A 20,864-nucleotide genomic window follows, 5' to 3' on the forward strand; every position below is an offset into this window, starting at 1 on the left:
CCGACCGGACCGGCATCCAGAGCGCGATCCACACGGACACGCTGAACGAGGCCGGGTTCGTGGGTGACACGCTCGCCGCGATCGGCGGGCGCGGCATCCACGCGTACCACACCGAGGGCGCGGGCGGCGGGCATGCGCCGGACATCATGACGGTGGTGTCCGAGCCGCACGTGCTGCCGAGTTCCACGAACCCGACACGGCCGTTCACCGTCAACACCACCGAGGAACACCTCGACATGCTGATGGTGTGCCATCACCTGAACCCGGCGGTGCAGGAGGACCTGGCCTTCGCCGAGTCCCGGATCCGTCCGTCGACGATAGGAGCGGAGGACGTACTGCACGACCTGGGCGCGATCTCCATCATCTCGTCCGACTCGCAGGCGATGGGGCGGGTCGGCGAGGTCGTCATGCGGACCTGGCAGACGGCGCACGTGATGAAGAGGCGCAGGGGCGCGCTGCCCGGAGACGGGCGGGCGGACAACCGGCGGGTGCGGCGGTACGTCGCCAAGTACACGATCAACCCGGCGCTCGCCCAGGGCCTCGCCCGGGAGGTGGGCTCCGTGGAGACCGGCAAACTGGCCGACCTCGTGCTGTGGGAGCCCGCGTTCTTCGGGGTCAAGCCGCACCTCGTCATCAAGGGCGGCCAGATCGCGTACGCGCAGATGGGCGACGCCAACGCCTCGATCCCGACGCCGCAGCCGGTCCTGCCGCGCCCGATGTACGGGGCGATCGGGCGGGCGCCGGCGGCCAACTCGTTCAACTTCGTGGCGCCGCTCGCCATGGAGGACGGGCTTCCGGAGCGGCTGCAGCTGGGCAAGCGCTTCGTCGCGATCGAGTCCACGCGTGGCGTGACCAAGGCGGACATGCGGGAGAACGACGCCCGGCCCCGGGTACGGGTCGACCCGGACAGCTTCGCCGTGCACATCGACGGGGAGCTGATCGAGGCGACCCCGGCGTCCGAACTGCCCATGGCCCAGCGTTACTTCCTGTTCTGATGTCCAGGGCAGCGCTACTCGTCCTGGCCGACGGCCGCTTTCCCGCCGGGGGGCACGCGCACTCCGGCGGGGCGGAGGCGGCCGTCCGGGCCGGGCGGATCACCGGGGCGGCGAGCCTGGAGGACTTCTGCCGGGGACGGTTGCACACGGCGGGGCTGGTGGCCGCCGCGCTGGCCGCTGCGGCCGTACTCGAGGTGGATCCCGGGGAGTTGGACGCGGCGGCGGATGCGCGGACGCCGTCCGTCGCCCTGCGGGGTGTCGCGCGGCGGCTCGGGCGGCAGTTGCTGCGGGCGGGGCGGGCGACGTGGCCCTCCGGGGAGCTCGACGCGCTCGCGCGCCAGTTTCCCAGAGGGGCCCATCAGCCGGTGGTGCTGGGGACGGTGGCACGGGCGGCCGGTCTTGAAGCGGTCGACGCCGCCTACTGCGCGGGGTACGAGAGCGTCGGCGGGGCGACTTCGGCCACGGTGCGGCTGCTGAGCCTGGACCCGTTCGACGCGACGGCGGTGCTGGCGCGGTTGGCGCCGGAGCTGGACCGCGTCGCGGATGCGGCGGTGGAGGCCGCCCGGCGGGCGGTCCGGGACGGGGTCGACGCGTTGCCCGCGGCATCGGCACCGTTGTTGGAGGTGGGGGCGGAGGCGCATGCCGCCTGGCCTGTGCGGTTGTTCGCGTCGTGAGTGTGTCTGCCCGCCCGTCCACCCGACTCGCCCGGCTGGGACATCACCATCGTTCCGGGCCCCGCCCCGGACCCCTGCGGGGACTTCGTCCCCTGCACCCCTCTGCGGGTTCCGCATCGGAAACACATGGAGTCGCTGTCATGCACCTTCACCTTGATGACGGCCATCACGGACCCGTCGCCGTCAGTGCCGACGCCCGGCGGCCGGACGGATCGCGTCGTGCGCTGCGGATCGGGCTCGGCGGGCCCGTGGGGTCCGGTAAGACGGCCACCGTCGCCGCGCTGTGCAGGGCGCTGCGGGACGAGCTGTCGCTCGCCGTCGTGACGAACGACATCTATACCCGTGAGGACGCCGAGTTCCTGCTCCGTGAGGCCGTGCTGCCGGCCGAGCGGATCACGGCCGTGGAGACGGGGGCCTGTCCGCACACCGCGATCAGGGACGACATCTCCGCCAATCTGGAGGCCGTGGAGGAACTGGAGGACGAGGCCGGGCCGCTGGACCTGATCCTCGTCGAGTCCGGTGGGGACAATCTCACCGCCACCTTCTCCAAGGGGCTCGTCGACGCGCAGATCTTCGTGATCGACGTGGCAGGCGGGGACGACATCCCCCGCAAGGGCGGGCCCGGTGTCACCACCGCCGACCTGCTGGTGGTCAACAAGACCGACCTCGCCCCTCACGTCGGCTCCGACCTCGGGCGCATGGCCGCCGATGCGAAGACGCAGCGGGGCGAACTGCCGGTGGTGATGCAGTCGTTGAGGAGCAGGGCCGGAGTCGCCGAGGTCGCGGACTGGGTGCGGGCCCGGATCGCCGCGTGGACGGCATGACCCCGAGCGGGGTACGGGCGGCCGCGCGGATCGTCGCCAGGGGGGACGGGCGAGGCGGTACCGCGCTGCCCGTGCTCGAGGGCGAGGGGCCGCTCGCCCCGCGGCGCACCCGGGCGAGTGGAGCCGAGGCGCGGGTCGTGCTCGTCGGGGCCATGGGCGGGCCGCTCGGCGGCGACCGCTTCACCGTCGAGGCACAGGTGGGGGAGGAGGCCCGGCTGGACGTGCGGTCGGCCGCCGCCACCATCGCCCTCCCCGGGCAGTCCAAGGGCGAGGCGCGGTACGACGTGCGCCTGAGTGTCGCCGACGGAGGCGAACTGCGCTGGCTGCCCGAACCGTTGATCTCCGCCGGTGGGAGTGACCTGTCCGTCACGACCAGGGTCGAGCTCGCCGCCGGGGCGCGGCTCGTGCTGCGCGAGGAGCAGGTGCTCGGACGGGCCGGCGAGGAACCCGGACGGCTCGGCAGCCGTCTCACGGTGCGGATCGCGGGCCGGACCGTGCTCGACCAGGAACTGGCCTGCGGTCCCGGTGCGCCGGGTGGCTGGGACGGGCCGGCCGTGCTCGCGGGGCATCGTGCCATGGGACAACTCCTGGTAGCCCGACCGGAGTTCGGGGAGGGGCCGCCGGTGGCTCGCATGCTGGGGGACAGTGCGGCGCTCACACCGCTCGCCGGTCCCGCCGTTTTGGTGACCGCCCTCGCCGTTGACGGGCTGATGCTGCGTCGGCTGCTCGACCGGGCGCTCGCCCTGCTCGGGTGACGAACCGTTAGCGGGACATGATCGTCCGGTTATCGGATTGGTAAAGAAGGTCGACTGCCCCTGTTCTCAGGTTCCTCACAGCCGCGAGGATCCCTCGAGACCATTCGCAGCGATGTACGGGGAGGGGCCCACTTGAGGGACATCAGACCGAAGAACCGTGCGCTGGCACTCGGTTCGGCCGGAGTACTCGTCACGGCCACCATGATCACAAGCGCCCTCGCGGCGCCCGCGGCCGGTGCGGCGGAGAGCCGCCACGGCCAGGACCGGGAGGCCCGGGGCGCCGCGATCGCCGCCGAGCGGGCAGCGAAGGCGGGCATCGACTGGCAGGACTGCCCCGCCGACTGGGGGCTGGAGAAGCCGATCCAGTGCGGCTGGGTCAGTGTGCCGCTCAACTACGCGAAGCCGTACGGCAAGCAGGTAAAGCTCGCCGTCGACCGCATCGGCAACACCGGCACGAAGAAGGAGCGCCAGGGCGCGCTCGTCTACAACCCGGGCGGCCCGGGCGGCTCCGGCATGCGTTTCCCGCGCCGGGTCACCACCAAGAACCCCCTGTGGGTCAACACGGCCAAGGCGTACGACTTCGTCGGCTTCGACCCGCGCGGCGTCGGCCACTCCGCGCCCATCTCCTGCATCGACCCGCAGGAGTTCGTCAAGGCGCCCAAGGCCGACCCGGTGCCGGACACCGAGGCCGACAAGAAGGCGCAGCGCAAGCTGGCCCGCGAGTACGCGGACGGCTGCTACGAGCGCAGCGGCAAGATGCTGCCGTACATGACCACGCCGAACACCGCGCGCGACCTGGACGTCATCCGTGCCGCCCTCGGCGAGAAGAAGCTCAACTACCTCGGTGTCTCGTACGGCACCTACCTCGGAGCCGTGTACGGGACGCTGTTCCCGGGACACGTCCGCCGGATGATCGTCGACAGCGTCGTCAACCCGTCGCGCGAGAACATCTGGTACGAGGCCAACCTGGGCCAGGACGTCGCCTTCGAGGGACGCTGGAAGGACTGGGAGGACTGGGTCGCCGCCAACGACGCCGCCTTCCACCTCGGGACCACACGCGACGCCGTGCAGGCGAAGTGGCTCCAGCTGCGCGCCACCGCCAAGAAGAACCCGATCGGCGGGCTCGTCGGACCGGCCGAGCTGATCTCCTTCTTCCAGAGCGCCCCGTACTACGACTCCTCGTGGGTGCCGGTCGCCACGGTCTTCAGCAAGTACGTCGCCGGTGACACCCAGGCCCTCGTCGACGCGGCAGCCCCGGACCTGTCCGACACCGCGGGCAACATCGCCTCGGAGAACGGCAACGCCGTCTACACGGCCGTCGAGTGCACCGACGCCAAGTGGCCCACCAGCTGGAAGAAGTGGGACCGCGACAACACCCGGCTCAACAAGGACTACCCGTTCATGACCTGGGCCAACGCATGGATGAACCTGCCGTGCGCCACCTGGCCGGTCAAGCAGCAGACCCCGGTGGACGTCAAGACCCACAAGGGCCTGCCGCCGGTGCTCATCGTGCAGTCCACGCGTGACGCCGCGACCCCGTACGAGGGCGCCGTCGAGCTGCACCACCGTTTCAAGGGCTCCCGTCTGATCACCGAGAAGGACGCGGGCTCCCACGGTGTGACCGGCCTGGTCAACCCGTGCATCAACCAGCGGGTGGACACCTACCTGCTCACCGGCAAGCTGGACGGCGCGGACGTGACCTGCGCGCCGCACGCGACGCCGCAGCCGTAGCGGTCGCGGCAGCCGTGACCGCGCGGCGGTCATGCGCGACGAGGTGGGGCGGCCGGAGTGTTCCGGCCGCCCCTTTCCTTCCCTTCCCTTCCCTTCCCTCCCTCACCGTCCCCGCAGCCAGGCGTCCTCCGCCGGGTAGTCGAAGAGGTCGGGGTAGGTCCGGGCCAGCAGTGGGAAGCGCGCGCGCCAGTCCTGCCGGGCGGTCCGGTCGCACAGCCACTCCACCGTCTCCGGCAGGCTCCGCGCGTACGACACCACCGGGCGGTAGCCCAACTCCCTTTCGGCGGCGGTCATGTCGAACACGACCGGCAGCGGCACCGCCCACGGCGACCTGCCGACTGCCGACGTGGGCGGCGGCCCGTCCACGAGCACCGTCTCCGTCCGCGCACCCATCACCTCGTCGACCGCCGCACCGATCTCCGTGACCGTCGGTGCCTGTGGATCGCAGGCGTTGAGCACCCGGGAGCCGGGCCGGGCCGCCGCCAGCCGGATCAGCTCCGCGATGTTGTGGGCGCTCGCGGTGTGGAAGCGGCTCTCACCGCGGTGGGCCAGTACCCGGGTGCGCCGTCCGTCGAGGTTGCGCTTGACGAAGTACAGCTCGCGGGGCAGCGGGCTGTGGGGGCCGTGGACGGCACCCGCCCGCAGCACGGTCGTCGGCAACCGGTCGCCCGCCGCGATGAGTTCGCGCTCCAGCGCCACCTTGCGGGTGCTGTAGGACGCCTCGCCCGGTGTCACCGTCGGCCGGGTCTCAGGGACCGGCACCGGATACTCGGGAAACCCGTCCGGCTCGCCCTGGGTGTCGAAGCCGCGCCCCTTGTCGTCCTCGTACACCGTCACGCTGGAGATCACCACGGCCGACCCGACACGGTCCGCCAGAGCGGTCAACTGCCGTGCGTGTGCGGCTCCGTAGGCGACCATGTCGACCACCAGGTCACAGCCCCGGCCGACGGCCGAGGCCAGTGCCCCCTCGTCCTCGCGGTCCATCCGCACCACGCGTACCCCGTCCGGCCAGGACCCGTCCCGGCCGCCGCCCCGCGAGACGGCCGTGACCTCCCAGCCGTCCCGCGCCAGCGCGTCCACCGCCGGGCGGCCGATCTGGCCCGCCGCCCCGATCACCACAGCACGTCTCATGGCACGACCGTACGGGCCCCGACGCCCGCGGCCCAGGTGGCTCTGCCGACAGCAGAGGTCAACTGAGCGGAGCACGTGGGAACTTGCGCTCCCGCTCGCGCCTCGCCGCGGTCTCCTCAGCCTTGACGACGGCCGCGTACCGGTCGACGTACTCCTGCTCGGACAGCGACAGGATCGCGTACATGATCTCGTCGGTGACGGCGCGCAGGATGGCCTTCTCGTTCTCCATGCCGGCGTAACGGGAGAAGTCGAGGGGCCTGCCGAACCGGATGTCGACGCGCTGGACGTGCGGGATGACCTTGCCCGGAGGCTGTGCCTCGAAGGTGCCGATCATGGCGCACGGGATGACCGGCACCCCGGCCTTCAGCGCCATCACGGCGACACCGACCTTGCCCTTGTAGAGGCGGCCGTCATGGGAGCGGGTGCCCTCCGGGTAGATGCCGAGCAGTTCGTCCTTGCGCAGCACGCCGAGCCCCTCGCGGATCGCGGCCTGGCCCGCGTCCTTGCCGGAACGGTCGACCGGGATCTGCCCGGCGCTGCGGAAGAAGGCCGCGGTCAGCCGGCCCTTGATGCCCGGTCCGGTGAAGTACTCGGCCTTGGCGAGGAACGTGATGCGCCGCTTGAGTATCGCGGGCATCAGGAAGTGGTCCGAGAAGGACAGGTGGTTGCCGGCGATGATGGCCGGGCCCGTCGCCGGCACGTTCTCGAGTCCCTCTATTCGAGGTCGGAAGACCAGTCTCAACAAGGGCCCCAACAGCACGTATTTGAGCAGGTAGTAGAACAAGGGGGGTCGCTCCTCACTCCGGCGGATTGCCTGGGCCGCCGTGTTCTGGCAGGTCAACCGGCGTGTGATGGGGTGCCAGTGTATGTGCAGGCGCAGTGAGCCGGAACCGTCGCGGACGCCCGTCGCCGGACCACACTGGCCGTTGGGGCAGCCGCGCTGCAACCCGATGCCGCAGCCTGGCGCGATCATTGCGCCGACTGGCAGGCGCGCCGGTCTTGCCGCCGGACCGTCCGGTACTCACCCGGTGTCCGGCCGGGCCTCCGGGCCGGTCTTCCCGCTGTTCGCCCGGTGGCTGACGTTCTGCCGGGCCGTCGTGAGCAGACCGCTGAGCAGGACGGCCAGGACCGCGATCGCCCCCAGGGCGACGAGCGGGTGCCACCACGGGGCGCGCAGCCAGGGCAGTACGTCCCGGCCGGCCACCCCCACGTCGCCGCCTCCCGTGCCGAACAGCACGCGGCGGCCGACCGGGCAGCCGAGGAAGAAGACCGCCACGACGAGGGTGAAGGCCCCGGCGGCGACCAGCACCTTGCGCCAGTGGGCGTAGGTCCCGAGGGCGAGGAGATAGCCGCCGACGAGGGCGAGCACCGTACCGGTGAGGCCGAGCCAGGTGGCCCGCTGGATCATCGAGAGGATGCCCACCGCAAGGGCGGCGAGGCCGGTGAGGATCAGGGTGCGGGCGCGCCCGCGGGTGAGGGAGGACGCGCGGTGACCGGCCAGGGTGACCGTGCGGGCCGAGGCGAGGAAGGGCTTCAGAGGCGCCGGGGTCCTGGGGAACCCGGACACCGCCGAGGCGGCGACGGCGGCCGCCTGGCCCGCCGTGCGGGTCAGCAGCGGCTGGCCCAGCTCACCGGCGAAGGTCTCGTCGGGCACCGGGCACGTCGCCAGCAGGGCGGCCAGCGCGTCCGGGTCTGCTGCCCTGACCCCGCCGTCGACCGGCTGCGGTGATCCGTCGGCGCTGGGGAGGGCCGGTACGCCCTCGCCCTGTTGCGCGGACGCGGGGGCCGGCTGCGCGGCACCGGTGATGTGATGACCGGGGTTGGCGGAGTGGTGTGCGGTGCCGGTGACGTGGTGTCCGGGGTTGGCGGAGTGGTGTGCGGTGCCGGTGACGTGGTGTCCGGGGTTGGCGGAATGGGGTGCGGTGCCCGCGGGCCGGGGCACGGGGTCGGCCGGCCGATGGGCGAGGAGGGCGGTCCGGCGTTCGGCCTCCGCGGACCGGCGCTCGTCCTCGATCAGGCGGCGCTGTTCCGCCGTCCAGTCGCCGTCCATGACCGCCGCCACCGCGGCCCGGGCCGCCGCCTGGGCCCGGCCGGGACTGCCCGCGGCATCGAGCACCCGGGTGGCCCACGTGTCCGGCCGTGCGGCCGGAGTGCTCATCATCTCCCTTGCGATCACCGGCAGTTCGACCTCGGCGATGCACTTCTGCCAGGCCTTGGCCACCCACATCGACGTCAGGGGCAGGCTGGGCGGCATGGGCGCGGTGGGGTCGTCGAGGAAGCCCAGTTCGCCGAGGACCTTCTCCCGGGTCAGCCGGTTGTCGCTCCCGTCGGCACACACGTCGACGAAGTCGTCCGGGTCCGCGCCACCGGCGAACAGTTCGCGCAGCCGGCCGTAGAACCACCTGCGGCGGCTGCCGTCGGCCGGGGCGTCCTGCGCGACGGTGAGGACGCGCCGCGGGTCCAGCAGGAGGTGAACCAGCCAGCCGGCGCCGTCCAGCCGTCCCCACGTCCAGTCGTTCGCCCGCCACGAGGACTTGTAGAAGGCGCCGAAGTGATGCAGTTGCAGTCCGGTGAGCTTCGACGTGGCGGTCGCGCGGCGGGGCGCGAGCAGGCACCGGGTGTCGGCACTGACCTGCACCAGTTCCACGGGCTGATCGACCTCGGTGTCCACGGGAAGGACGGAGCGGGTCGCCACGTGCAGATCGAACAGGGCGTGGGCGGTGCCGTCGGTGTCCGGGGGCAGATAGTCGAAGTAGGTACGCAGTTCCGCGGCCGCCCGCCGGCGCCGTCCCTCGGAGGTGGTGGGCGGGAGCGGGGCCGCGTCGGCGTCGGGCGGCGCGAGGACCGAGTCCGGCAGCACCTCGCGCAGTCTTCCGACGGCGGCCGCGAGCCGGGCCCATCCGTCCTCGAGGCCGGGACGCCGCCGGCCGTCTCCCGCCGTGCCGGGGGCGGCGGGGGTGCTGTGCCGGCCCCAGTATTCCTTCATGGCCTCGGCCGCCACGTCCGTGAGCGACCGCTGCGCCGCCCGGCCCCGGTCCAGCACCGCCTCGACGAGGCACTCCGTGTCCGGTGGCTTGCCGGGCCCGTACGCCTGGTGAACCAGGCGCACGACCTCCGCGAGTTCCTGCCGCCGCTCCGGGTGGCAGACGTGGGCCGCCCGGAGCATGGTCAGCACCGTCGCCTTGGCGCCGCCGAGGGGAGCCACTCCGAACCCGGCCAGCCGCCCGTACAGAACCGCGCCCCGGTCGTCCGGGGCCGGGAAGTGCCATTCCTTCGTCACCTCGGCCACCGCGGCGGTTCGGCACTCCTGCTCGGCGTTGCGGCCAGGTGCCAGGGCGTCCAGCCACTCGCGGCCCATCGCCTCCGGCGGCCGGCTCGTCAGGGCGCGCATGAGGGAGGTGAGCACCGGACGGGCCAGCCAGGCGGCCTCACGGGTCCGGAAGTCCACCCGCATCGACTCGGTGAGGAGTTCGAACGGGGGTGAGGGCGTGCTCGTCCCGCGCCGGTAGCCGGCCAGTGCCGTCACCGCCCTGCGGCCCTCGGCCCCGAGCTCGGCCATGCGGCGCCGGGTGTCGCGCAGGGCGTCCATGCGGTCGTTGTGGTCGCGCAGCTCGGCCAGTTCGGCGCTGATGGACTGGCTGAGCGCGGAGCCGAGGTCCTTCATCAGGGCCTCGCCCAGTGTCCACGGCCGGTCGAAGGACTCCGCGGCCGGCGCGGTACGGGGGTCGGGGGCGCCGCCGGTGGAGGGGACGACGTAGAGCAGGACGCGCCGGACCTGACGTTCGGCGGGGTGGTCGAAGACGGCGCGCAGCAGCGGCCGGATGGGGCGGTTCGCCAGGAGTCCGCCGTCGGCGGCCCAGTGCGGGCGGGTGATGTTCGCGTACTTCCGCATCGCGGGGCGCTCGGGGGCGCCGCTCCTGCCGGCGACCGGGGTGTCGTAGGGGAGGAACGACGGCTCGAACGCCGCGGGGAAGGAGGCGCTGCTGCGGGCCGCCAGCGCCACGGCCTGGGCGCCGGTGCCGCTGCGCAGGCTGTCCTCGTCGAAGACGAACAGGCCCCGGTGGTCGTCGTCCTGGACCTGGGTGCCGTAGGAGTCGGTGAACCGGTCCGTCTCCCCGGTGAGCAGTGTCGTGGTGATGAAGACCTGTGTCCGGCCGGTGACGTCGTGGGCCACGGTGCCGGGCGGTCGCGGTGCCGACCGCGTCGCGACACCCAGGTCGTCGATGCCCTTGACGAGTTCCTGGAACAGGACGCCGTCGCCCTGCAGGAGCGAGGGCGGCTGCGTCTCCGTGGGGTCGCGCAGCAGCGTCTCGAAGGCGCCCGACGTCAGCCAGAAGTCGCGCAGGGACCCCAGGTCCCACGACCGGGCTCGGGCCAGGCCCAGCAGGCCGGCGTTGATGCCGCCCGCGCTCGTGCCGGACAGGACGTCGATGGAGACGGTGGTGTCCAGCAGGTCCAGGAGCCGCACATACAGGACCTTGGCCCGCTGGTCGCCCGTCGCCACGGCGGACGGCTCGGGCAGGTCGGCGCCCTGCGGGAGGGCATTGCGCCACCAGGCCGCTTGCTGAAGCAGGTTCAGCTCCCGCGCCACGCCGCCCATCCAGATCGCCAGGCTCACTCCGCCGGTCATCGCGGTGGCGATGCGCAGCTCCTGTGTGCCGGGTCCGAACTCAGTCGCTCTGCCCATATCCCAGGTTGTTCCCGCGCGGTGCGCGACGCACGGGGGTCATGCGGGCAAATCACTCGATCGTGGACTTCCGTCCGCCCCCTGCCAACGCCTGGTCGCACCGGCCGTCGGCATCCCGCATAGGATGGTCGCGATGAACCAGGCCGAGCAGCCCTCCCCGCGACCGCCCCTGCGGCGGTGGCGGGCGCTGCTCGTGCTCGGGCTGCTGGCCGGGCTCCTCGGCATGCACGCGCTGGCTCCCGGCGGCGCCATGGGCCACTCGGAGCACGCCCGCGCCGCGCACATGGTGGTCGAGATCACCGCGGTCGACGGCTGCGCCGACGACGGACACTGCGGTGGACACCATCTCCGGCACGCCGACGCGACCTGTGCCTCCGGCGCCGTGAGCGATGGACCGGAACTGCCCGCGCTCGTGCCCGACCCCGTGACCGCGCCCCTGCGGGCCGGCTGCGTCCGCTCCCACCGGGCCAAGGCACCGGACGGCGCACGCGCACCACCGTCCCTGGCGGAACTCCAACTCCTGCGGATCTAGAGGCCGCGACGGCCGCACCGGGCCCATGGGCCGAGTGCGGTCCTCGACAAGCCCAGATCACTTCCATCCAGCAGGAGTCCAGTCATGACCACGCGTACCCTCGCACGCCGTGCCGCGCTCGTCGCGGCCACCGCCACCGCCGCGTTCGTCCTCGCCGCCTGCGGCGGCGACAACGGGGACAGCACCGGCCACACCGGGCACGGCACCACCGCGTCCCCGGCTGCCGGGACCGGCGCCGCCGCCCACAACGCCCAGGACGTCACCTTCGCGCAGGGCATGATCCCGCACCACCGGCAGGCCCTGGAGATGGCGGAACTCGCCGCCGACCGCGCCTCCTCCGCCCAGGTGAAGGATCTCGCCGCGCGCATCGAGAAGGCGCAGGACCCGGAGATCAAGGCCATGACCGGCTGGCTCAAGGCCTGGGGCGAGGACGTGCCCATGGCCGGCATGGACCACTCGGGTCACTCCGGCATGTCCGGAATGATGTCCACCGCGGACATGGACGGACTGCGGAAGAAGTCCGGCAAGGCCTTCGACACCGCGTTCCTGACGATGATGGTCGAGCACCACGAGGGTGCGGTCGAGATGGCGACCACCGAGAAGGACAAGGGGCGGTACGGCGCCGCCACGAGGATGGCCGACGCCATCGTGACCGCGCAGAACGCCGAGATCAAGGAGATGAACCAGCTCCTCGGCAGGAGCTGACCGGGGCGGGGCAGGGGGCCGGCCCGAAGCAGGCCCCCTGTTCCCGGTCGCGGCCTCAGCCGCCCTGGGTCAGGACCTTCTCCAACGAGCCCAGCGCGGAGCTCAGTTCCTCGCCGGTGATGGTCAGCGGAGGGGCCAGCCGGATCGTGGAGCCATGGGTGTCCTTGGCCAGGACGCCCTCCCGCATGAGGCCTTCGCTGACCTCGCGGCCGGTGCCGACGGCCGGGTCGACGTCGACGCCGGCCCACAGCCCGCGGGCCCGGAAACCGACCACGCCCTTGCCGACCAGGGACGACAGGCCGTCCCGCAGGATCACGCCCAGTTCGGCGGCCCGGCGCTGGAACTCACCCGTCTCCAGCAGCTCGACCACCGCGGTGCCGACCGCCGCGGCGAGCGGGTTCCCGCCGAACGTGGAGCCGTGCTCGCCCGGCCTCAGCACACCGAGCACATCACGCCGGCCCACCACCGCCGACACCGGCACGATGCCGCCGCCCAGCGCCTTGCCGAGCAGCAGCAGGTCCGGGACGACCTGCTCGTGCTCGACGGCGAGCGTACGGCCAGTGCGGCCGAGGCCGGACTGGATCTCGTCGGCGATGAACAGACACCCCTTGCGCCGGGTCAGCTCACGCACGCCGGCCAGATAGCCCTCGTCCGGGATGATCACCCCGGCCTCGCCCTGGATCGGCTCGATGAGCACCGCCGCCGTGGTCTCGTCGACGGCGGCCTCCAGTGCGGCCAGGTCGTTGTAGGGGACGATCCGGAAGCCCGGGGTGAAGGGGCCGAAGCCCGCGCGGGCCGTTTCGTCGGTGGAGAAGCTGACGATCGTCGTCGTGCGGCCGTGGAAGTTCTCCGCCGCGACCACGATGGTGGCCCGGTCGGCGGGCACGCCCTTCACCTCGTAGGCCCACTTGCGGGCCACCTTGATGCCGCTCTCCACCGCCTCGGCACCGGTGTTCATCGGCAGCACCATGTCGAGACCGGTCAACAGCGCCAGCCGCTCGGCGAACTCGGCGAGCTGGTCGTTGTGGAACGCGCGCGAGGTGAGGGTCAGCCGGTCCAGCTGGCGGTGCGCCGCCTCGACCAGGGCCGGGTGGCGGTGCCCGAAGTTGAGGGCCGAGTAGCCGGCCAGCATGTCGAGATAGCGGCGGCCCTCGACGTCCTCCACCCAGGTACCCTCGGCGCGCGCGACGACCACGGGCAGCGGGTGGTAGTTGTGCGCGAGGACCGGCTCCTCCGCGTGGATCAGTTCGGCGGACGTACGGGTAGGGGCGGTGGTTCCGGTGGGGGCGGTCATGAGCGGATCTCCTGGGTGCAGCACTTGATGCCGCCGCCGGCCTTGTGGAACTCCGACAGGTCGACGGGGACGGGAAGGTAACCGTGGTCGGCGAGGCGTGAGGCCAGGCCCTCGGCCCGCGGCGCGATGAAGACGTGGCGTCCGTCGGAGACGGAGTTCAGGCCGAACGTCATCGCGTCCTCGCGGGTGGCGAGCACCGCGTCCGGGTACAGACGCGCCAGCACCTCGCGGCTGCCCGGGGAGAACGCCTCCGGGTAGTACACGATGTTGCCGTGGGGGCCGTCGTCGAGCACGAACAGCGCCGTGTCCAGGTGGTAGAAGTACGGGTCCACCAGCGTCAGGCTGATCACCGGCATGCCGAAGAACTCCTGCACCTCGCGATGCGCCTCGCGGGTGGTCCGGAAGCCGGTGCCGGCCAGCACGTACCGGCCGGTCGGGACCAGGTCGCCCTCGCCCTCGCACACGGACTCGGGCCGGTAGACGTCGAAGCCAGCCGCCTTGAACCACGTGTCGTAGTGGGTCGACTCGGGACGGCGCTCGGCGGCGTGAAAGAGGGAACCGAAGACGCGGCCGCCGACGACGACCGCCGAGTTCGCGGCGAAGACCATGTCGGGGAGACCGGTGACCGGCTCCACGGTGTCCACGGTGTGACCATGGGCGCGGTAGGCGCGGATCAGCGCCTGCCACTGTTCCTGGGCCAGGTCCACGTCAACCCGGGTGTCGGGGTGCATCCAGGGGTTGATCGCGTACTGCACGGCGAAATGTCTGGGTTCACAGACGAGGAAGCGCCGGGGGCGCGGCACACGGCTGTCGGGCACAGAGGTGTTCCTCCGCTTTCCTGCGGTGTCGGCTGGGGGTTGACACCAAGGTAGGAAGTGACGGGGACGCGCGACAAGGAACGACAGCTGCGTATGTGCGCAGGAATGCTGCGTTGTGTGCCCGTGTGGCGCACGAGTGCTGCGTGCTGAGACGTTCAATCCGGTGCCGCATGAGTGGCGCCCGCCTCCGGGCTCTCCGGCAGGAGGTGGGACAGCACCATCACACTGATCGTCTTCCGGATGAACGGCTCCACCCGGATCCGCTCCAGCACCTCCTCGAAGTGCTCCACGTCCCGCGCGCGCACGTGCAGCAGCGCGTCCGCGCCGCCGGTCACCGTCATCGCGGCGGTGATCTCCGGATGGTTGCGGACCACCTCCGCCAGGCGCCGGGGCGGGGCCGCCCCCTCGCAGTACACCTCGACGTACGCCTCGGTGCGCCAGCCCAGCGCCGACGGCCGCACCGTGGCCGTGAACCCGGTGATCACCCCCGTCTCCCGCAGCCGGTCGACCCGCCGCTTGACGGCGGTGGCCGACAGGCCGACGGCCGCCCCGATCTCGGCGAAGCTCGTCCTGGCGTTCGCCATCAGCGCTGTGATGATCTTCCGGTCGAGCTCGTCGAACGGGGCGGCCGTGCTGTTCATGTCCGCACTGTATCCAGCGGGTACGCGCACACCCGGCACATGTGCAGCCGCGCGGATTCCTCCTACACTCCACGTTCATGCTGCGCGCCCTCGCCGTCGACGACGAACGGCCCTCGCTGGAGGAGCTCCTCTACCTGCTGCGCGCCGACCCGCGGGTCAGCAGCGTCGAGGGCGCCGGCGACGCGACCGAGGCGCTGCGCCGCATAACCCGCGCCCTGGAGTCCGGCCCGGACGGGCCCGAGGCCATCGACGTCGTCTTCCTCGACATCCAGATGCCCGGCCTCGACGGTCTGGAGATGGCCCGGCTGCTCACCGGCTTCGCCCGGCCGCCCCTGGTCGTCTTCACCACCGCACACGAGGACTTCGCCGTACGCGCCTTCGACCTCAAGGCCGTCGACTACGTCCTCAAGCCGGTACGCAAGGAACGGCTCGCCGAGGCCGTCCGCCGGGCCGCCGAACTGTGCGGCACCGCCCCGCGGATCCCCGTCCACGAGCCCGATCCCGACCACATACCCGTCGAACTCGGCGGCGTGACCCGCTTCGTGGCCGTGGGCGACATCACCCACGTCGAGGCCCAGGGCGACTACGCCCGCCTGCACACCGACCGCGGCAGCCATCTCGTCCGCATCCCGCTGTCCACCCTGGAGGACCGCTGGCGCTCCCGCGGCTTCGTCCGCATCCACCGCCGCCACCTCGTCGCCCTGCGCCACATCGGCGAACTCCGCCTGGACGCGGGCACCGTGAGCGTCCTGGTCGGCGCCGAGGAACTCCAGGTCAGCCGTCGCCACGCGCGTGAGCTGCGAGAGCTGCTGATGCGCCGGACCACGGGATAGGAGAGGCCGAAGTGGAGCCCACCGAGCGCCGGGCCGTCGTCACCGGTCCGCCCCGCAGCGCCCGGCGCACCCGCCGGGCCTCCGGTCACTACCGGCCGCGCACCGAGATCGACGAACAGACCACCCTCGGCCACACCTACGTCCGCTCCCTGATGCGCTCCCAACTCCGCGCGGCACTGGCCGTGTTCGCGGTCCTCGTGCTGCTCGTCGGCCCGCTCCCGCTGGTGTTCGCGGCGGCCCCGGACTCCGGCCGCCTGAAGTGGCTCGTGCTCGGCTTCTGCCTCTACGCGCCGCTGATCCTCCTCGCCCGCTGGTACGTGCGCCGCACCGAGCGCAACGAGCGGGACTTCGTGCGCCTCGTCGAGGACCGCTGACGGCCGTGAACTCCAGCTACGCAGTTCCCGCCGTCGTCCTCGTCGTCGTGGCGACCGTCCTCGTCGGCGCCTTCGGTCTGCGGGTCTCCCGCACCACCTCCGACTTCTACGTCGCCTCGCGTACCGTCGGCCCCCGCCTCAACGCGGCCGCCATCAGCGGCGAGTACCTCTCCGCGGCCTCCTTCCTCGGCATCGCGGGACTGGTCCTGGTCCAGGGCCCGGACATGCTCTGGTACCCGGTGGGCTACACGGCCGGCTATCTCGTCCTGCTGCTGTTCGTCGCCGCCCCGCTGCGCCGCTCCGGCGCCTACACGCTCCCCGACTTCGCCGAGGCCAGGCTCGCCTCGCAGCCGGTGCGGCGGCTGGCGGGCGCCTTCGTCGTCGGCGTCGGCTGGCTCTACCTGCTGCCCCAGCTCCAGGGCGCCGGGCTGACACTGGCGGTGCTCACCGGCGCGCCCGACCCGCTCGGCGGGCTCATCGTGGCCGTCGTCGTGGTGGCGACCGTCGCCGCGGGCGGCATGCGCAGCATCACCTTCGTGCAGGCCTTCCAGTACTGGCTCAAGCTCACCGCCCTCCTCGTCCCCGCCCTCTTCCTGATCCTCGCCTGGCAGGGCGACGGCGCACCCCGGCACGCCTTCGACGAACCGGCAACCTTCCGCGAGCGGCGGACCGTGCGCGTCGAGGACACCGTCGACCTGGCCCTCCACCGGCTGCTGACCGTCACGGTCAGCGGCAGGGTCGACGGCCACCCGCACGACGGCACCCTCGTCAGGCTGCCCGCGGGCACCCACCGCATCGCCTTGGGCACCCGCCTGACCTTCACCCCGGGCACTCCCGTCCCGGCCGCCGACCGGGGCACGGACGGCGGCATGTCCACCTCGCTCGCCGCCGGCCGCGAGGAACGTCCGCTCTACGCCACGTACGGACTCATCCTCGCCACCTTCCTCGGCACCATGGGACTGCCGCACGTCGTCGTCCGCTTCTACACCAGCCCGCACGGGGTCGCCGCCCGCCGCACCACCGTCGCCGTCCTCGCCCTGATAGGCGGCTTCTACCTGCTGCCGCCCGTCTACGGCGCCCTCGGCCGCATGTACGCCCCCGAGCTGACGCTCACGGGCGACGCGGACGCCGCCGTGCTGCTGCTGCCCGACCGGATGATCGGCGGGCCGGGCGGCGACCTGCTGGGCGCCCTCGTGGCGGGCGGCGCCTTCGCCGCCTTCCTGTCGACCGCCTCCGGGCTGACCATGGCGGTGGCCGGAGTGCTCACCCAGGACGTCCTGCCGTCCCGCGGGGTACGGCACTTCAGGCTCGGCACGGTGCTCGCCATGGCCGTACCGCTGGCGGCGAGCGTGCTGGTGGGTGGTCTGCCGGTGGCCGACGCGGTGGGACTCGCCTTCGCCGTGTCGGCCTCCTCCTTCTGCCCGCTGCTCGTCCTCGGCATCTGGTGGCGACGGCTCACCCCGCCCGGCGCCGCCGCGGGCATGCTCGTCGGCGGCGGCTCCGCGTTCCTCGCCGTGGCCGCCACCATGGCGGGCCTCCCCGGCACCGGCGCGCTGCACGCCCTGCTGGCCTGGCCCGCCCTCTGGTCGGTGCCGCTCGGCTTCCTCACCATGGTGCTGGTGTCCCTGGCCACCGCGGCGCGGGTACCCGCCGGGACCGCGGCGATCCTGGCCAGGTTCCATCTGCCGGAGGAACTGACCGGGGGAGCGGTCAGGGGCGAGGCGAAGGCATGAGCGGATTCCTGGCCGGACTCTGCGTCGCCGTACTCCCGCTGCTGGCCGCCGGCTTCTGGCTGGGACGGCGCACGGCACGGCCGGAGAACCTGCGGGGACTGGGCACGCCGGTCGAGCACGCCACCTTCGAGACCCTGCACACCGCCTCCCTGGCCGCACCCCCACTGCGCGCGGGTCTCACCGAGGAGACCGCGCGCCGCTCGGCACGAAGGCTCCGCTCGCTGCTCGGCACGGACGCGCTCTGCCTCACCGACCGGAAGGGGGTGCTGGTCTGGGACGGCGTCGGCGGCCACCACCGTAGCGAGATCGTGGAACGCCTGGCCGGGCCGCTGGAGACCGGCCGCGGGGAGGCCTTCCGGCTGACCTGCGAGGCCCCCGACTGTCCCGTCCGCTGGGCCGTGGTCGCCCCGCTCACCGTCGACGACCGGGTGCACGGCGCGCTCGTCGCCTGCGCGCCGCGCGAGTCCGCCGTCCTGGTACGGGCGGCCGGCGAGGTGGCCCGCTGGGTGAGCGTCCAGCTCGAACTGGCCGACCTCGACCAGTCCCGGACGAAGCTCATCGAGGCCGAGATCAAGGCCCTGCGCGCGCAGATCTCCCCGCACTTCGTCTTCAACTCGCTGGCCGTCATCGCCTCCTTCGTCCGCACCGACCCCGAGCGGGCCCGCGAACTCCTCCTGGAATTCGCCGACTTCACCCGCTACTCGTTCCGCAGGCACGGCGACTTCACCACCCTCGCCGACGAGCTCCACGCCATCGACCACTACCTGGCGCTCGTCCGGGCACGCTTCGGTGACCGCCTCTCCGTCACCCTGCAGATCGCGCCCGAGGTACTGCCGGTCACCCTGCCGTTCCTGTGCCTGCAGCCCCTGGTGGAGAACGCCGTGAAGCACGGCCTGGAGGGCAAGGCCGACGCCTGCCACATCCAGATCACCGCGCAGGACGCCGGAGCCGAGGCCCTCGTCGTCATCGAGGACGACGGCGTCGGCATGGACCCGGAACTCCTGCGCCGCATCCTCGCAGGCGAGACCAGCCCCTCGGGCGGCATCGGCCTGTCCAACGTCGACGACCGGCTCCGTCAGGTCTACGGCGACGACCACGGCCTCGTCATCGAGACCGCGCCCGCAGCGGGCATGAAGATCACCGCCCGGCTGCCGAAGTACCAGCCGGGCGTCCACTCGGCGGGACGCCTCACCGCCGAGTGAGTCTCAGGTGCTCTGCGTGACGATCATCGCGAGGGTGAGCAGCCCCAGTACGACCCATCCGAACCACAGCCAGCCATTGCTGCCCAGAGCCACCGTGTACGCCGTCACCAGGACGAGTCCGCTCACGGTGAGCACTCCCATGGCCTTGGTGGAACCGTTCGTGGAACCGGGCATCGCGACACCCTCCTCATGGTCCGTTCCCTCCATGGTGCCCCCGTTCTGCTTCCTTGCAGTGCACACGACGAAATGTGTGCCCGACTTCCAGGGGCCCTCGCGCGTCCATGGAGCGGCCCGGGAGACCGAAGGGGTGCCCGCCCGGAGTCCCGCGTCCGGGGATCCGCCGGGTCCCGGCCCAGGGTCCCGGGGACGGGGGAGGCGCCGGGCCTGTGCCGTGACGGGCGGCGGGTCCGGGGCAGGTCTGCGGCAGATGCGTGGAGCGCCTGGGCCGCTCCGGTACGGCCCCCGGGGGCCGGCAGCCCGTAGCCGTGTCCGGTCGCGGTCGGGGGTGCGCCGTGCCGGGGCCGGTGATACCGGATGCCTGCCACCGTCGAGGCCCTACGGCGTGCCGAGCCCGGATGGGTCCGCGCCCGGCGTTCGAGTCCGCCCGCCAGTCCACGACCAGCGAGCGCGGCCTCCGGCTCGGCCGTGGGGATCCGCCGCGCCGGAGAACAGACCGGCGGTCCGCGCCGGCGGCGAGCCCGTCGCGCGCTCCGGCGTCAGGCGTCCGGCCGTGCCCACCGGGGCGGACAGGCCTTTCCGGCCGCGTCAGCCCTCACGGGCGTTCAGCGAGGCCAGATAGGCGTTGTAAGCCTCGAGTTCCTTGTCCCCGTCCCGGTCGGCCGCACGGTCCTTGCGTTTGGCCTGCCGTTGTTCCGAGCCGTACCACTGGAACAGCAGCGCGATCAGCACCAGGACGGACGGGACCTCACTGAAGGCCCAGGCGATGCCGCCGGCCGCGTTCTGGTCCGAGAGGGCCTCGATGCCGAGCGAGGCGGGCGGGTTCCTGAACGTCTCGACCATCGGCGTCGACGCCATCATCAGCGCGATGCCGAAGAAGGCGTGGAACGGCATGCCCGCGAACAGCTCCAGCATCCGCATCAGATGGCCGGGCCGGTGCGGGCCCGGGTCCACCCCGATGATCGGCCAGAAGAACACCACGCCGACGGCCAGGAAATGCACCATCATCGCGATGTGCCCGGCCTTGGAACCCATGAGCGTGTCGAAGAGAGGGGTGAAGTACAGCGCGTACAGGCTCGCGATGAACATCGGGATCGTGAACGCCGGGTGGGTGACGACCCTCATGTAGCGGCTGTGCAGCAGCGCCAGCAGCAGCTCGCGCGGGCCCTTGCGGCCCTTGCCCGCGACCGGCAGCGCGCGCAGCGCCAGCGTCGCCGGTGCGCCCAGCAGGATCAGGATCGGCGACAGCATGCTGATCACCATGTGCTGGACCATATGGACGCTGAACATCACCATGCCGTAGTCGTTCAGCCGGGTGCACATCACGAGCATGATGGTCAGCACACCGACGACGTACGACACGGTCCGCGACACCGGCCAGGCGTCACCGCGCCTCCTCAGCCGCGCGACGCCCCAGCCGTACAGCCCGAGCCCCACCAGACAGGCGACGAGGAAGAACGGGTCCGCCGACCACTCGAGACCCCGTCCCAGCGTGAACGGCGGCAGATCCGTCGTCATGCCGTGCCCGCTGTGATCCATCCGCCGGCTCCTGATTCGTGGGGGGTTGTGCAGTCTGTCCGCCCACAGACTAGAACTGACCCCGGCCGCGTCCGCGACCGGGGTCAGTGCGACGCGCGCCCAAGGGGGGGGGCGCTGGGGCGGGGGGCGGCTCCCGCGCGCGGGGGCGCGAGGCCCCCGACGCCCCGCGCGCCGCGATCGACCGGCGGGCGCCGCGCGCTCACCGGGGAGTCAGAGCTC

At 72.4% G+C, this 20,864-nt stretch carries 19 protein-coding genes; 11 read left to right on the forward strand and 8 right to left on the reverse strand.

Translation table 11 applies throughout. The features are described 5' to 3' along the window. The 5 genes from ACFW2E_RS05645 to ACFW2E_RS05665 form a co-directional block, all read left to right on the forward strand. The coding region (locus tag ACFW2E_RS05645; RefSeq protein ID WP_384461873.1) for an urease subunit alpha at positions 1-995 on the forward strand (995 nt) is incomplete at its 5' end. Next, positions 995-1,669 carry an urease accessory protein UreF gene (locus tag ACFW2E_RS05650; protein WP_384461876.1) on the forward strand — a complete coding sequence of 225 codons (675 nt, stop codon included), beginning with the start codon at positions 995-997 and terminating at the stop codon, positions 1,667-1,669. The genes ACFW2E_RS05645 and ACFW2E_RS05650, both read left to right, overlap by 1 nt. 140 nt (positions 1,670-1,809) lie before the next feature. Beyond that, complete coding sequence (ureG, locus tag ACFW2E_RS05655) at positions 1,810-2,493, forward strand: urease accessory protein UreG (RefSeq protein WP_384461879.1); 684 nt, start codon at positions 1,810-1,812, stop codon at positions 2,491-2,493. Beyond that, complete coding sequence (locus ACFW2E_RS05660) at positions 2,490-3,248, forward strand: urease accessory protein UreD (protein ID WP_384461924.1); 759 nt, start codon at positions 2,490-2,492, stop codon at positions 3,246-3,248. The genes ureG and ACFW2E_RS05660 overlap by 4 nt, the downstream gene beginning before the upstream one ends. Before the next feature lie 132 nt (positions 3,249-3,380). Continuing rightward, positions 3,381-4,979, forward strand: coding sequence for an alpha/beta hydrolase (locus ACFW2E_RS05665; RefSeq protein WP_384461882.1), 1,599 nt, complete (start codon positions 3,381-3,383; stop codon positions 4,977-4,979). A gap of 102 nt (positions 4,980-5,081) precedes the next feature. Here the strand turns inward: ACFW2E_RS05665 and ACFW2E_RS05670 are convergent, their stop codons facing one another. The 3 genes from ACFW2E_RS05670 to ACFW2E_RS05680 all read right to left on the reverse strand — a co-directional run bounded on the left by ACFW2E_RS05670 (position 5,082) and on the right by ACFW2E_RS05680 (position 10,797). Continuing rightward, on the reverse strand, positions 5,082-6,098 hold the full coding sequence (locus ACFW2E_RS05670; RefSeq protein ID WP_384461927.1) for an NAD-dependent epimerase/dehydratase family protein: 1,017 nt from the start codon (positions 6,096-6,098) through the stop codon (positions 5,082-5,084). A gap of 70 nt (positions 6,099-6,168) precedes the next feature. Continuing rightward, on the reverse strand, positions 6,169-6,894 hold the full coding sequence (locus ACFW2E_RS05675) for a lysophospholipid acyltransferase family protein (protein ID WP_384461885.1): 726 nt from the start codon (positions 6,892-6,894) through the stop codon (positions 6,169-6,171). A gap of 237 nt (positions 6,895-7,131) precedes the next feature. After that, entirely contained in the window at positions 7,132-10,797 is a 3,666-nt protein-coding gene (locus ACFW2E_RS05680; RefSeq protein WP_384461888.1) for a patatin-like protein, read from the reverse strand. Between the two features lie 133 nt (positions 10,798-10,930). Here ACFW2E_RS05680 and ACFW2E_RS05685 point away from each other — a divergent pair, with 133 nt between their 5' ends. Both ACFW2E_RS05685 and ACFW2E_RS05690 read left to right on the forward strand, forming a co-directional pair. Beyond that, positions 10,931-11,329 (forward strand): DUF6153 family protein, encoded by a 399-nt coding sequence (locus ACFW2E_RS05685; RefSeq protein WP_384461891.1) that lies wholly within the window; start codon positions 10,931-10,933, stop codon positions 11,327-11,329. 84 nt (positions 11,330-11,413) lie between these two features. Then, on the forward strand, positions 11,414-12,034 hold the full coding sequence (locus ACFW2E_RS05690; RefSeq protein ID WP_384461894.1) for a DUF305 domain-containing protein: 621 nt from the start codon (positions 11,414-11,416) through the stop codon (positions 12,032-12,034). Positions 12,035-12,089: 55 nt separating this feature from the next. On the opposite strand, the gene rocD is transcribed toward ACFW2E_RS05690, so the two are convergent. From rocD to ACFW2E_RS05705, 3 genes are all read right to left on the reverse strand, one after another. After that, complete coding sequence (gene rocD, locus ACFW2E_RS05695; protein ID WP_384461897.1) at positions 12,090-13,328, reverse strand: ornithine--oxo-acid transaminase; 1,239 nt, start codon at positions 13,326-13,328, stop codon at positions 12,090-12,092. Beyond that, positions 13,325-14,146 (reverse strand): dimethylargininase, encoded by an 822-nt coding sequence (gene ddaH / locus ACFW2E_RS05700; RefSeq protein ID WP_384461900.1) that lies wholly within the window; start codon positions 14,144-14,146, stop codon positions 13,325-13,327. The genes rocD and ddaH overlap by 4 nt, the downstream gene beginning before the upstream one ends. Positions 14,147-14,301: 155 nt before the next feature. Beyond that, a complete protein-coding gene (locus tag ACFW2E_RS05705; protein WP_384461903.1) occupies positions 14,302-14,787 on the reverse strand; it encodes an Lrp/AsnC family transcriptional regulator in 486 nt (161 codons plus the stop codon). A 77-nt stretch (positions 14,788-14,864) separates the two neighbouring features. Here ACFW2E_RS05705 and ACFW2E_RS05710 point away from each other — a divergent pair, with 77 nt between their 5' ends. The 4 genes from ACFW2E_RS05710 to ACFW2E_RS05725 are packed head-to-tail and all read left to right on the forward strand — an operon-like array spanning position 14,865 to position 18,929. Next, positions 14,865-15,620, forward strand: a complete 756-nt coding sequence (locus ACFW2E_RS05710; protein WP_384461906.1) for a LytR/AlgR family response regulator transcription factor — start codon at positions 14,865-14,867, stop codon at positions 15,618-15,620. Between the two features lie 11 nt (positions 15,621-15,631). Beyond that, complete coding sequence (locus ACFW2E_RS05715; RefSeq protein WP_384461909.1) at positions 15,632-15,994, forward strand: hypothetical protein; 363 nt, start codon at positions 15,632-15,634, stop codon at positions 15,992-15,994. Between the two features lie 5 nt (positions 15,995-15,999). Further along, positions 16,000-17,727 carry a cation acetate symporter gene (locus tag ACFW2E_RS05720; RefSeq protein WP_384461912.1) on the forward strand — a complete coding sequence of 576 codons (1,728 nt, stop codon included), beginning with the start codon at positions 16,000-16,002 and terminating at the stop codon, positions 17,725-17,727. Further along, positions 17,724-18,929, forward strand: a complete 1,206-nt coding sequence (locus ACFW2E_RS05725; protein ID WP_384461915.1) for a sensor histidine kinase — start codon at positions 17,724-17,726, stop codon at positions 18,927-18,929. Before ACFW2E_RS05720 ends, ACFW2E_RS05725 begins: the two co-directional genes overlap by 4 nt. A gap of 3 nt (positions 18,930-18,932) precedes the next feature. On the opposite strand, the gene ACFW2E_RS05730 is transcribed toward ACFW2E_RS05725, so the two are convergent. Then, on the reverse strand, positions 18,933-19,103 hold the full coding sequence (locus ACFW2E_RS05730) for a hypothetical protein (protein WP_384461918.1): 171 nt from the start codon (positions 19,101-19,103) through the stop codon (positions 18,933-18,935). 591 nt (positions 19,104-19,694) lie between these two features. Beyond that, positions 19,695-20,645: a cytochrome c oxidase assembly protein gene (locus ACFW2E_RS05735; RefSeq protein ID WP_384461921.1), complete on the reverse strand. Its 951-nt coding sequence runs from the start codon at positions 20,643-20,645 to the stop codon at positions 19,695-19,697. Positions 20,646-20,864 lie beyond the last annotated feature (219 nt).

Origin of the sequence: Streptomyces sp. NPDC058964, assembly GCF_042741275.1 — a bacterium.
GTDB lineage: Bacteria > Actinomycetota > Actinomycetes > Streptomycetales > Streptomycetaceae > Streptomyces.